Origin of the sequence: Sphingomonas sp. IC-56 (assembly GCF_021043375.1) — a bacterium.
In the GTDB taxonomy this organism is placed as follows: Bacteria; Pseudomonadota; Alphaproteobacteria; order Sphingomonadales; family Sphingomonadaceae; genus Sphingomonas.
Window position 1 is genome coordinate 269428 of the sequence record NZ_JAJNDV010000001.1, and the last position, 12730, is coordinate 282157.

The window sequence follows — 12730 nt, forward strand, 5'->3', positions numbered from 1 at the left end:
GGCGGGGTGCACCGGGCGAACGGGGAGAGAAATCCCCGCGTGAGCGACACCCAATCGGGTCGCCGCGCCATGTTCACGGCAGACGACCTTATACAAAGGTGTCTTGCAGTGAAGACGTTCAAGCTTTTCCTTTACGCCGGCGCGGCGCTCGTGCCCGCCGCCCCCGCTTTCGCCCAGACGGAAATCCCCGACGACGAGCAGATCGTCGTCGTCGCGAGCGGCGTGCCCCAGAACGCCGATGTGACCGGCCGTGCCGTCACCGTCCTTGATCGTGAGACGATCGAGCGGCGTCAGACGATCTCGCTCTCCGACTTGCTGCTGACCACGCCTGGCGTCAGCGCCACTCGCAATGGCGGGCCGGGCGGACTGGCCGCCGTCCGCATCCGCGGCGCCGACGACGCGCAGACGCTGGTGCTGATCGATGGCGTGCGCGTCAACGATCCGTCCGCGCCCGCCGGCGCCTTCGATTTCGGCAGCCTGCTGACCAGCTCGATCGAGCGGGTAGAGGTGCTGCGCGGCGCCAACTCCGTTGTCTGGGGCAGCCAGGCGATCGGTGGCGTCGTTAATGTCGTAACCGAAAGCCCGATCGGCGGGATCAAAGCCCGCGCCAACGCCGAATATGGCTATGCCGACCAGGTTTCGGCCAACGCCGCGATCGCCGGCGGCACTCACAGTGTCCAGGGCGGTTTCACGGCCGGCTATTTCCGGACCGACGGCATCTCGCAGGCCGCCAGCGGCACCGAGAATGACGGCTTCCGCCAGTACAATGCCAGCGGCCGCCTCCGCGTCGAGTTCGCCCCCGGCGTGGGCATGGATCTGCGCGGCTATTACGCCGACTCGCGCGTCGAACTCGATGGCTATCCGGCCCCGGCCTACAGCTTCGCCGACACCGACGAATTCTCTACGTCGCAGGAACTCTACGGCTATGCCGGCCTGTTCGCCGATATCGGCCCGGTGTCCAACCGGCTCGCCTTCTCCATCGCCGACATCAACCGCGACAATTTCGATCCGCAGAACGGCTTTGCCGACACGCCGGTCTATCTCTACCGCGGCCGGAGCGAGCGCTATGAGTATCGCGGCGATGCGGCGCTTTCGGACCAGGTCCGTCTGACCTTCGGCGCCGAGCAGGAAAATCTCCGTTTCTACGACGGTGCCGACACGTTCCGCGCCAATATCACCAGCGTCTTCGGTCAGGCGATCGTCACCCCGATCGAGCAGGTCACCATCACCGGCGGCGTCCGCAACGACAATCATAACCGCTTCGGCGACTTCACCAGCTGGGGCGCCTCCACGGCGATCCGCCCGTTCGGTGGCACGCTGCTGCGCGCCAGCTACAGCGAAGGCTTCAAGGCGCCGACGCTCTACCAGCTGTTCGCACCGTCCTATGGCAACGAAGGCCTGGCACCGGAAACCGCCAAAAGCTGGGACGTGGGCATCGAACAGTCGGCACTCGATGGCGCAGCCAAGCTCGGCGTGACCTGGTTCAACCGCAACACGCGCAATCAGATCGACTTCATCTCCTGCCGCGCCGCCGACGTGGCGACTCCCGCCTCTGCTTGTTATCAGCGCCCGTTCGGCACGTATGACAACATCGCCCGCGCGCATGCCGAGGGTCTGGAGGTGGAACTCGCGCTGAAGCCAGTCGATGCGCTGACCTTCACTGCCAACTACACCTATACCGATACCGAGAACCGCTCGGCCGGCCTTGTCGGCAACGACCTAGCCCGCCGCCCGCGCGACACCGCCAGTGTCTCGGCGGATTATCGCTTCCCCTTCGGCCTGTCGCTCGGCGGCACGGTGACGATGATCGGTGACAGCTTCAACGACGCGGCCAACCGCACCCGTCTCGACGGCTTCGCGCTTGGCAGCATCCGCGCCGAAATGCCGATCAGCCCGCTCCTCTCGGTCTATGGCCGGGTCGAGAACATCACCGACGAGCAGTATCAGGTCGTGTCGGGCTACGGCACCTATGGCCGCTCGGCCTTTGGCGGCATCCGGCTGCGCTACTGATGCGGTGCGCCGCGTTTCTCTGCTTGGTTCTGGCAGGATGCGCGGCGCCCCCGTCCCGCACCGGCGGGATCGTGTCGCTCAATCCTTGTGCGGACGCGATGCTGGTGGAACTGGTGCCTCCCGATCGGATCACGGCAATCAGCCGCTATTCGAAGGATCCAGCCGCCACGTCGATCCCCGCCGATGTGGCGGCACGTTTCCCCGGCACCACCGGCACTGCGGAGGAGGTGATAACCCTTCGCCCTGCTCTCGTGATCGCAACCAGCTACACCGCGCCCGCCACGCGCGAGGCTTTCGCCCGCGCAGGGCTGAAAGTGCTTTATCTCGATAGCCCCTCAACGCTTGCGGCAAGCAAGGCACAGGTGCGCGAACTCGCCGCCGCCCTGAACGCAAAGGCGCAGGGCGAAGCTATGGTCGCGCGCATCGATGCCGCGGTCCGCGACGCCGCCAGCACGGCGCCACCTGTCACGGCGCTGTTATGGATCGGCGGCAATCTCGCGACGGGAGACGAGACCTTGCTTGATGAAATGATGAAGGCCGCCGGCTTCAGCAACCACGCCGCCCATTATGGCCTCACCTATACCGGCTACCTCCCGATCGAGCATGTTGTTGCCGATCCGCCCCGCGTGATGATCGCCCCCGAAGCGCCCGGCCGCGACGCCGGTGCGCGCGCCACACAGCTCCGCCGCTGGGCCATTCGCCGCAGCGGCGCAAAGGTCACGCAGGCCAACTTCCCCCGCCAGCTGGTCAATTGCGGCGGCCCGGTAATCGCCTCAGCCATGACGCGACTGGCGCAGATTCGCCGCGGAATCGCGCAATGAGCCGCTTCTTGCTCAATGTATCGCTGCTTTTGGTGGTCGTTCTGCTCTTCGCCGCTTCCTTGATGGCGGGCAAGGCATGGGTACCCTTCGACGCCTGGTTCTCCGGCGATCCCCGCTGGTGGATCATCGTCGAACTCCGCCTCCCCCGCGCGATCCTCGGCGCAGCCATCGGCGCCGCCCTCGGCCTGAGCGGCGCCGTCCTCCAGGGCTATCTCCGCAACCCGCTCGCCGACCCGACTGTGTTAGGGATATCCTCCAGTGCAGCACTAGGTGCCGTAGGGGCCATCGTCCTCCTATCGGCCACGGCCCCCCTCGTCATTTTCAGCGTCGCCATGATAGTGGCCAGCGCCTCCATGCTCCTCCTCGCCGCCCTCGCCTGGCGGTCGGAGGGCGCCGTCGCCTTCATCCTCGCCGGCACCGTCCTCGCCACCCTTGCAGGCTCACTCACCGCCTTCCTCATCTCGGTCGCCCCAAATCCCTGGATGACCGCAGAGATCATCGACTGGCTGATGGGCGCCCTAACCGACCGCAGCTTCGGCGAAGTACAGCTCGCCCTTCCCTTCATCGCGCTTGGCTGCGCGCTCCTCCTCCTCACCGGCCGCTCTCTCGACGCCCTGACGCTGGGCGAAGACGCCGCCCGCTCGCTTGGCATTCGCCTCGCCCGCGTCCAGTTGCTCGTCGTGCTCGGCACCGGAATGTCGGTGGGCGCCTCCGTCGCCGTCACCGGCGTTGTCGGCTTCGTCGGCCTGATCGTCCCGCACCTCCTCCGCCCGCTCACCGGTGCCAAGCCCTCCGCCCTGCTCCTGCCCAGCACACTCGGCGGCGCAGCCCTGGTCCTCGCCGCCGACAGTCTGGTCCGCCTCAGTCCCGGCGCCACCGAGATCCGATTGGGCGTCGCCATGGCGCTGATCGGTACGCCCTTCTTCTTCGTGCTCCTGCTTAAGGGACGCCGCACGTCATGGATCTGAGCGTCACTGATCTCAGCGTTAGCCTAGGCGCGCGCCGCGTGCTCGAAAGCGTCACTGCCCGGTTCCGCCCGGGCCGAGTGACTGCGATTCTCGGCGCGAACGGTTCGGGCAAGAGCACGCTGATCCGCACGGTGGCCGGCCTGCTCGACCCCGATCACGGCCATGTCCGCCTCGGCCAGCGCTACTTGAACCGCATCCCCACACGCGAGCGTGCACAGTTGCTCGGCTATCTACCCCAGGACGCGTCCGTGCATTGGAACATCGGCGTCCGCGAACTCGTCGCGCTCGGCCGCTTGCCCCACCGCTCGCCCTTCGCGGGCCCCTCCCCCGCGGATGCCATGGCGATCGGCGCCGCGCTGGGCGCGACCGGCACTACCCACCTCGCCGACCGCGACACCCACGCCCTCTCGGGCGGTGAACGCGCCCGCGTACTCCTCGCTCGCGTTCTTGCCGGCGAGCCGCAATGGCTCCTCGCCGACGAACCGCTCGCCAGCCTCGACCCGGTCCACCAACTGGGCCTGCTCGACCAGCTGCGCGCCCTCGCCGCCGCCGGCATGGGCGTGGTGATCGTCCTGCACGACTTGATCCAGGCCGCCCGTGCAGCAGACGACGTCCTGCTGCTCAAGGATGGCAAGGTCGTCGCCTTCGGCCCCGCGCGCGAAGCGCTCGCCCATCAACCGCTCCGCGACGCCTTTGGTGTTGAGGTGATGATCGTCCCGGACGAGCAAGGCCGGCTCCTGCCCGTGCCCATCGGCCTTACCGGCTGACCCTCACGCAGCCGACGGTTGAGTGCCGGTCGCCGCTGTGTCATTGCGCAACAAAATTACATGACGAGTCGGGTCAGCGAGCCCGCCGCAGGAGAGTTTGATGCGCACCATTGAGCATTTCATCGTCGGCAACGCGGGTGGCGCCGCTACCCGTACCGGCGACGTTTTCGATCCCAACACCGGGCAGGTCCAGGCCAGAGTCTCGCTCGGCACCCAGGCCGATCTCGACCGCGCCATCGCCGCCGCGCAGGCTGCGCAACCGGCATGGGCCGCCACCAATCCGCAGCGCCGCGCCCGCGTCATGTTCCGCTTCAAGGAGCTGGTCGAGGCGAACATGGACGCCCTCGCCCACCTGCTCTCGTCCGAGCACGGCAAGGTCATCGCCGACGCCAAGGGTGACATCCAGCGAGGCTTGGAAGTCATCGAATTCGCCTGCGGCATCCCCCATGTCCTGAAGGGCGAATACACCCAAGGCGCCGGCCCCGGCATCGACGTCTACAGCATGCGCCAGCCGCTTGGGATCGGCGCTGGCATCACCCCGTTCAACTTCCCGGCGATGATCCCGCTATGGATGTCGGGCATCGCCATCGCCACTGGTAACGCCTTCCTCCTCAAGCCGTCCGAGCGTGACCCCAGCGTTCCCGTCCGCCTTGCCGAGTTGTTCCAGGAGGCCGGCCTGCCCGAAGGCATCCTCCAGGTCGTGCATGGCGACAAGGAGATGGTCGACGCGATCCTCGATCATCCCGCCATCAGCGCTGTCAGCTTCGTCGGCTCCTCGGACATCGCGCACTATGTCTATCGCCGCGGCGTCGAGGCCGGAAAGCGCGTCCAGGCGATGGGCGGCGCCAAGAACCACGGCATCGTCATGCCCGACGCCGATCTCGACCAGGTTGTCGCCGACCTGTCCGGCGCAGCCTTCGGTTCGGCGGGCGAGCGGTGCATGGCGCTTCCGGTCGTGGTGCCGGTCGGCGAGAAGACCGCCGACGCCCTTCGCGAGAAGCTGATCCCGGCAATCCAGGCCCTGCGCGTCGGGGTCTCCACCGATGCGGAAGCGCATTACGGCCCGGTGGTGAATGCCGCGCACAAGCAGCGCGTGGAGAACTGGATTCAGACCGGCGTCGACGAAGGCGCAGAGCTCGTCGTCGACGGGCGCGGCTTCCAGTTGCAAGGTCATGAGCAGGGCTTCTTCATCGGCCCCTCGCTGTTCGACCGCGTGACCCCGGACATGAGCGCCTACAAGGAAGAGATCTTCGGCCCCGTCCTTCAGATCGTCCGCGCGCCCGATTTCGAAACCGCGGTTCGCCTGCCCAGCGAGCACCAGTATGGCAACGGCGTCGCGATCTTCACCCGCAATGGCCACGCTGCACGCGAATTCGCCGCCCGGGTAAATGTCGGCATGGTCGGCATCAACGTGCCAATCCCCGTGCCCGTCGCCTATCACAGCTTCGGTGGCTGGAAGCGCTCGGCGTTCGGCGACATTAACCAGCATGGGATGGAGGGCGTCCGCTTCTGGACCAAGACGAAGACGGTCACCCAGCGCTGGCCTGATGGCTCGGTCGACTTGCCCCGCGGCAGCGAAGATGGCGGCCCCAGCCGTATCCAGGACGCCTTCGTCATCCCCACCATGGGCTGAAGCAATGACACACCAGTTCGACCTCACCGACGAGCAGCGCCAGATCCAGGAAATGGCGCAGCAATTCACCGCCGACCGCATCTCGCCGCACGCGGCTGAGTGGGACGACAAGCACATCTTCCCGCGTGACACGATTCGGGCCGCGGCCGAACTCGGCTTCGCCTCGATCTACGTGTCCGAGGAAAGCGGCGGGATCGGCCTCGGCCGGCTTGAATCGGCGCTGATCATGGAGGCGATGGCCTATGGCTGCCCCTCCACCAGCGCGTTCATCTCGATCCACAACATGGCGAGTTGGATGATCGACCGCTTCGGATCGCAGACCGTCAAGGACAAGTATCTCCCCAGCCTCGTCACCATGGACCGGCTGGCCAGCTACTGCCTGACCGAGCCCTGCTCGGGCTCGGACGCCGCCGCGCTCAAAACCCGCGCGGTCCGCGATGGCGACCATTATGTCGTCACTGGCACCAAGCAGTTCATCTCCGGCGGCGGCGAGAACGAGGTCTACGTGACCATGGTCCGCACCGGCGAGGAAGGCCCCAAGGGCATCTCGGCGCTGGTGATCGAAAAGGACATGCCCGGCGTCAGCTTCGGCGCACAGGAGCGCAAGCTCGGCTGGCACTCGCAGCCTACTGCGGCGGTGATCCTCGAGGAAGTCCGCGTGCCCGTCGAGAACCTGGTCGGCGCCGAAGGCGAAGGCTTCCGCATCGCCATGATGGGCCTGGACGGCGGCCGCCTCAACATCGGCGCGTGCAGCCTGGGCGGCGCCCAGCGCTGCCTCGACGAGGCAGTCCGCTACACCAAGGATCGCCAGCAGTTCGGCAAGCCCATCGCCGACTTCCAGAACACGCAGTTCACCCTGGCCGACATGGCCACCGAGCTGGAGGCTGCCCGCGCCCTCCTCTACCTCGCCGCCGCCAAGGTGACCGACAACGCCCCCGACAAGACCCGCTTCGCCGCCATGGCCAAGCGCTTCGCGACCGACGTCGGCAGCGCGGTGGTCGACCGCGCGCTGCAACTGCACGGCGGCTATGGCTATCTCCAGGACTATCCGATCGAACGCTTCTGGCGCGACCTGCGCGTCCACTCGATCCTGGAAGGCACCAACCAGGTTATGCGCATGATCGTTGGCCGAGACCTGGTGCGGCAGTGAGCGACGGCGTCCTCACCTCCATCGACGGCCGCGTCGGCCGCATCCGCCTGAATCGTCCCAAGGCACTGCACGCTCTTAACACCGCCATGTGCCAGGCAATGCTTGAGGCGCTCGAGGCGTGGGAAGCCGACCCCGCGGTCGAAGCGATCCTCATCGATCATGCCGAAGGCCGCGGCTTCTGCGCGGGCGGCGACATCCGCATGATCGCGGAAAGCGGTGCGGGCGATGGCAAGGACGCCGCGGCGTTCTTCCATGTCGAATACCGCATGAACCACAGGCTGTTCACCTACCCCAAGCCGGTCGTTACCTTCATGGACGGCATCACCATGGGCGGCGGCGTCGGCATCTCGCTTCCTGCCAGGTTCCGCGTCGCGACTGAGAACACCAAGTTCGCCATGCCCGAGACCGGCATCGGCCTGTTCCCCGACGTGGGCGGCGGCTGGTATCTATCGCGCCTTGCCGGCCGGATGGGCGAGTACATCGCACTCACCGGCCACCGACTCGACGGCGCAGAGTGCCTCGCGCTTGGCCTCGCCACCCACTATCTTCCCGCCGACAGGCTTGAGGAAGCCAAGGCGCGCATCTCCGCCGCTCCCGGTGACATCCAGTCCGTGCTCGACGAACTATCGTCTCCCGCGCCGGATCCGCGCATCCTCGGCCGCCGCGCCGCCATCGATCGGCTCTTCGCCTCCGACAAACTGGAAGGCATCTTCGCCGCACTCGAGGCGGACGACAGCGAGTGGGCGCAGCAACAGCTCGCCACGTTGCGCACCAAGTCGCCCCAGGCGTGCAAGGTCTCGCTCCGCCTGCTTGCCGAGGGCCGCGCGATGCCAAGCTTCGCCGACGAGATGGTCCAGGAATATGCCGTCGCCACCCGCGTCGGCCGCCTGCCGGACTTTGCCGAGGGCGTCCGCGCAGTGATCCTCGACAAGGACAATGCGCCGCGATGGAACCCTGCCACGCCCGAAGCGGTGACGCAGGACCGCATCGACGCCATCTTCGCACCGCTGCCTGAGGATCAGGCGTGGACGCCGGCCTGAACAAGGAAGACCCGATGTCGAACTACGAAGCCATTCTCGTCGAGCAGCGCGGCGCCGTCACGCTCGTCACGCTCAACCGGCCCAAGGCGCTCAACGCGCTCAACAGCCAGATCCTGTCCGAACTGCTCAATGCCATGCGCGCCTTCGACGCCGACACCTCGCAGGGTTGCGCCGTCATCACAGGCAGCGAAAAGGCGTTCGCAGCCGGCGCCGACATCAAGGAGATGCAGGCCCAGGGCTTTGCCGACATGTACGGCCATGACTTCTTTGCCGGCTGGGACGCCTTCACCCGCACCCGCAAGCCGATCATCGCCGCGGTCGCGGGCTATGCGCTGGGCGGCGGCTGCGAGCTGGCGATGATGTGCGACTTCATCCTCGCCGCCGACACCGCCAAGTTCGGCCAGCCCGAGATCAAGCTCGCCGTCTCGCCTGGCATGGGCGGCTCGCAGCGCCTCACCCGCGCCGTGGGCAAGGCCAAGGCGATGGAGATGTGCCTCACCGGCCGGATGATGGACGCCGAAGAGGCTGAGCGCGCAGGACTGGTAAGCCGCATCCTTCCAGCCGCCGAGTTGCTGGAAGACGCTTTGAAGACCGCCGCGACCATTGCCGCCATGGCCCCGCTGGCCGTCAAGGCGAACAAGGAAATGGTCGACATCGCGTACGAGACGACGCTCGCCCAGGGCGTGCAGTTCGAACGGCGCCTCTTCCACGCCCTGTTCGGCACGCAGGACCAGAAGGAAGGCATGACGGCCTTCGTCGAAAAGCGTCCTGGTAGCTGGACGGGTAAATAACAGAACAAGCTCCTGGAGAGGACAAGATGGCACGCATCGCATTCATCGGCTTGGGCAACATGGGCGGCGGCATGGCGGCGAACCTCGCCAAGGCCGGGCATGACGTACGCGCCTTCGACCTGAGCCAGGACGCGCTCGACAAGGCGAAAAAGGCTGGCTGCCTCCCCGCCGCAACCGCCGTCGACGCGATCGAGGGCGCCGAGGCCGTCATCACCATGCTGCCGGCTGGCCGCTACGTCGAAGCCGTCTATGCCGACAGCGTGTTCGAACATGCCGAGCCGGGCGCAATCCTGATCGACTGCTCGACGATCGACGTCGCCACCGCGCGCCGCGTCGCGCAGGCGGCGACCGACCACGGCCTCACCGCGGTCGACGCCCCCGTCTCGGGCGGCATCGCCGCGGCCAATGCCGGAACCCTCACCTTCATGGTCGGCGGCAGCGCCACTGCCTTCGAAAAGGCAGAGCCCTTCCTGTCCGACATGGGCAAGTCGGTGATCCACGCGGGCGCCAATGGCGCAGGCCAGGCCGCCAAGATCTGCAACAACATGATCCTCGGCGCGACGATGATCGCCACCTGCGAGGCCTTCGTGCTCGCGGAAAAGCTCGGGCTCGACCCGCAGAAATTCTACGACGTCGCGTCGGTCAGCTCGGGTCAGAGCTGGTCGGTCACCAGCTATTGCCCTGTCCCAGGCGTCGGCCCGGAAACGCCTGCCGACCGCGACTATCAGGGTGGTTTCGCTGCGCCCTTGATGCTCAAGGACCTCCGCCTTGCGATGGAAGCAGCCGGCAGCGTCGACGCGCAAACCCCGATCGGCGCACGCGCCGCAGAGCTCTACGAGGCGTTCGTCGCGGGTGAAGGCGCCGGCCTAGACTTCTCGGGGATCATCAAGACGCTGCGCTGAACGGCCTTAACTGCCTGTTTGCCGATCGGGCGCATAACAAGTCCATGCGCCCGCTCCTTGCCCTGCTCGCCCTAGCCGCTCCTGCCGCCGCCCAGAGCCAGCAGCGCGCCCCCTTCGTCATCGCCGAGACCGGCCAGGGCTTCGCCACGCTCGACGAAGCGGTAAGCGAAGTGCGCGACGGCACCGCCACCATCCTGATCGCACCAGGCACCTATCGCCAGTGCACGGTCCAGGCCGGCGGCCACATCACCTTCAAGGCGGCGGTGCCGGGCAAGGCCATCTTCGAAGCCGAAACCTGCGAGGACAAGGCCGCATTCGTCCTGCGCGGCCGCGGCTCGGTCGTCGATGGCATCGTCTTTCGCGGCTATTCGGTGAACGACGGCAACGGCGCCGGCATCCGCATCGAAATGGGCGACCTCACCGTCACCAACTCGATGTTCCTCGACAGCCAGGAAGGCATACTTGGCGGCGGTCACGAGACGGTGCGCCGCATTACCGTCGACCGCTCCACCTTCTCGGGCCTGGGCCAGTGCGAGACCGAGAATTGCAGCCACTCGATCTATCTGGCGGTCGACGGGCTGGTCACCGTCACCCGCTCGCGATTCGAGCGAGGCACCGGCGGCCACTACGTCAAGCTGCGCGCCCGCCAGGTGCAGATCACCAACAACAGCTTCGACGACAGCCGCGGCAGCAAGACCAACTACATGATCGACCTGTCCGAAGGCGGCACCGGCCTGATCTCCGGCAACACCTTCGTCCAGGGTCGGAACAAGGAGAACAACTCCGGCCTGATCGTCGTCGCGGCTGAGGGCAAGACCTACCCCTCGGCCGGGCTGCGGGTGGAGGGCAACACCGCCACCCTCGCCCCCGGCGCGCCGACCAACCCCGCCTTCGTCGCCGATCTCAGTGGACAGCAGATCCAGCTTGGCAACAACAAGCTGGGAGCCGGCATCCGCCCCTTCGAACGGCGCTAGCTCACCGGCAGCTGTCACCCGGGCCCGCATCCAGATCCAGGCAGCGCCCGTCGATCTCGACCGGCACCGGCACCTTGACCAGCGCGGCCAGCGTCGGGGCGATGTCGACCGTCTCGACCGACAGCGGTTGCTCGAACCCCGTCATGCCCTTGCGCCAGAACAGGATCGGCACGCGCCGGTCATAGTCCCAGAAGCTGCCATGCGTCGCCACCGACCGACCCATCGGATCGGCGATCGACGTCACCCGCGGCTTCAGCGCCACGACGAAATCGCCCGAGCGTGACGGATCAAAGGATTCGCGCGCTCGCTCCAGCATCGTCCAGGTCTCGGGAGGCGTGGTCGGGCGCGGCGTCGCCAGGATCTGCGCACGGGTATAGACGCCATGGACCTGCGGATGCGCGGCATAGCGCCGCATCGCCTCGGCCAGCACCTTGTCACGCTGCGCCTTGGGCAGCACCGGGTCGACATAGATGTCCCCCGCAGCGCTGCCGCGCAGCGGATTGCCAGCGATGCCCAGCTTGGCCGCGATCTCGGCGCCAGCGGCCTTAGGGTCCAGCGCGCGATCCATCCGTGCGGCGGTAGGGGCGGCGTGCTCGTCATGCCGCTCGGGCAGGTCGTGGCCGCCATGGTCGGCGGTCAGCGCCACCGCATAGTCCACGCCCGTCTTGTCCAGCACGGCGAACAGCTTGCCCAGCGTCTGGTCCAGCGCGAACATCTGGATGCACATCTCGCTGCCTTCGGTGCCAAAGGTGTGCCCGACATAGTCCGTCGCCGACGCCCCCAGGATCAGCAGATCGGTATGCCCGCCCTGGCCCAGCTTCATGTCGGTGGCGACGCCTGCGCCCAGCGCCAGGATCGCCTCGTCGAACTCGGGCGAGGCGCGGAACGCGCCGGCGTTCCCGGCGGTACGCGCGAAGCGGCCGTCGCCCACCGTCTTGGTCGCACCCAGCCGGATCGCCCGGCTGCGCGCCTGGCAGAATGCCGGCAGCGCCATCGGCGCCTGCGCCTCGCCGATACGCGCCGTCACATTGGCGTTCATGCGGGTGACCATCGCCGGTGCGGTGCGACCAGCATAGGACACGAACGCCTTGCCATTCCACCACCAGAGTTCGTCGACCTTGTGGCCGCCCATCATCACTGCGGCGCGATCCTTGCCCGCCACCGAGACGACGCGGGTCGCCGGGTCAGCGAGCTTCATCCACTCGCCCAGCGTGGGCACCTTCAAATGCTTGTCGGACACCGTGTAGCTGTCGGAGTCGCTGCCGGGCACGCTCTCGTCCTCGGCGCAGTAGACCTTCTTGTCCGCGCGCGGCGCGTTGAAGTCGACCCACTCATTGGCGACGATCCCGGTCCGCCAGGGCCGCGCACCGCTCAGAATCGTGGAATGCCCCGGGCACGTCTCGGTCGCGGCATGGCTCTGATAGCCCGACGGGAACACCACCCCGGACATCAGCCGCGCCAGCCCGCCAGTGAACTGCGCCCGGTATTCCGCGAACAAGTCGGCGGAGAACTGGTCGACGGAGATCACCACCACCAGGTTGGGCGGCGAAGTCGGCGCCGCAGCGGGCGCTGGTGCCGGCGCCTGCTGGGCAGTGGCGGGCGACGCAGCTAGCAGCGCCAGCGCGGCGGCAATGGGGGGTGCGAACTTCATGGGGGCCGGCTCCGGCAAGGAAA

The 12730-nt window shown here is 67.2% G+C and carries 11 protein-coding genes; 10 read left to right on the top strand and 1 reads right to left on the bottom strand.

Annotation, left to right across the window (positions count from 1 at the left end; translation table 11 throughout):
• The first annotated feature begins 39 nt into the window (after positions 1-39).
• The 10 genes from LQ953_RS01465 (at position 40) to LQ953_RS01510 (ending at position 11056) form a co-directional block, all read left to right on the top strand.
• Positions 40-2010, top strand: coding sequence for a TonB-dependent receptor plug domain-containing protein (locus LQ953_RS01465; RefSeq protein ID WP_231028666.1), 1971 nt, complete (start codon positions 40-42; stop codon positions 2008-2010).
• Positions 2011-2081: 71 nt separating this feature from the next.
• Positions 2082-2831 carry an ABC transporter substrate-binding protein gene (locus LQ953_RS01470; RefSeq protein WP_231028667.1) on the top strand — a complete coding sequence of 250 codons (750 nt, stop codon included), beginning with the start codon at positions 2082-2084 and terminating at the stop codon, positions 2829-2831.
• Positions 2828-3799 (top strand): FecCD family ABC transporter permease, encoded by a 972-nt coding sequence (locus LQ953_RS01475; RefSeq protein ID WP_231028668.1) that lies wholly within the window; start codon positions 2828-2830, stop codon positions 3797-3799. The genes LQ953_RS01470 and LQ953_RS01475 overlap by 4 nt, the downstream gene beginning before the upstream one ends.
• Complete coding sequence (locus LQ953_RS01480; RefSeq protein ID WP_231028669.1) at positions 3790-4566, top strand: ABC transporter ATP-binding protein; 777 nt, start codon at positions 3790-3792, stop codon at positions 4564-4566. Before LQ953_RS01475 ends, LQ953_RS01480 begins: the two co-directional genes overlap by 10 nt.
• A gap of 100 nt (positions 4567-4666) precedes the next feature.
• The gene (locus LQ953_RS01485; protein WP_231028670.1) at positions 4667-6199 is read left to right on the top strand and encodes a CoA-acylating methylmalonate-semialdehyde dehydrogenase; all 1533 of its coding nucleotides are present in this window, start codon (positions 4667-4669) and stop codon (positions 6197-6199) included.
• Positions 6200-6203: 4 nt separating this feature from the next.
• Complete coding sequence (locus tag LQ953_RS01490; RefSeq protein WP_231028671.1) at positions 6204-7349, top strand: acyl-CoA dehydrogenase family protein; 1146 nt, start codon at positions 6204-6206, stop codon at positions 7347-7349.
• Positions 7346-8389, top strand: coding sequence for an enoyl-CoA hydratase/isomerase family protein (locus LQ953_RS01495; protein WP_231028672.1), 1044 nt, complete (start codon positions 7346-7348; stop codon positions 8387-8389). The genes LQ953_RS01490 and LQ953_RS01495 overlap by 4 nt, the downstream gene beginning before the upstream one ends.
• Before the next feature lie 14 nt (positions 8390-8403).
• Complete coding sequence (locus tag LQ953_RS01500) at positions 8404-9180, top strand: enoyl-CoA hydratase (protein WP_231029225.1); 777 nt, start codon at positions 8404-8406, stop codon at positions 9178-9180.
• Between the two features lie 26 nt (positions 9181-9206).
• A complete protein-coding gene (gene mmsB, locus LQ953_RS01505; protein ID WP_231028673.1) occupies positions 9207-10082 on the top strand; it encodes a 3-hydroxyisobutyrate dehydrogenase in 876 nt (291 codons plus the stop codon).
• Between the two features lie 44 nt (positions 10083-10126).
• The gene (locus tag LQ953_RS01510) at positions 10127-11056 is read left to right on the top strand and encodes a right-handed parallel beta-helix repeat-containing protein (protein WP_231028674.1); all 930 of its coding nucleotides are present in this window, start codon (positions 10127-10129) and stop codon (positions 11054-11056) included.
• Position 11057: 1 nt separating this feature from the next.
• Here the strand turns inward: LQ953_RS01510 and LQ953_RS01515 are convergent, their stop codons facing one another.
• Complete coding sequence (locus tag LQ953_RS01515) at positions 11058-12707, bottom strand: alkaline phosphatase family protein (protein ID WP_231028675.1); 1650 nt, start codon at positions 12705-12707, stop codon at positions 11058-11060.
• Positions 12708-12730 lie beyond the last annotated feature (23 nt).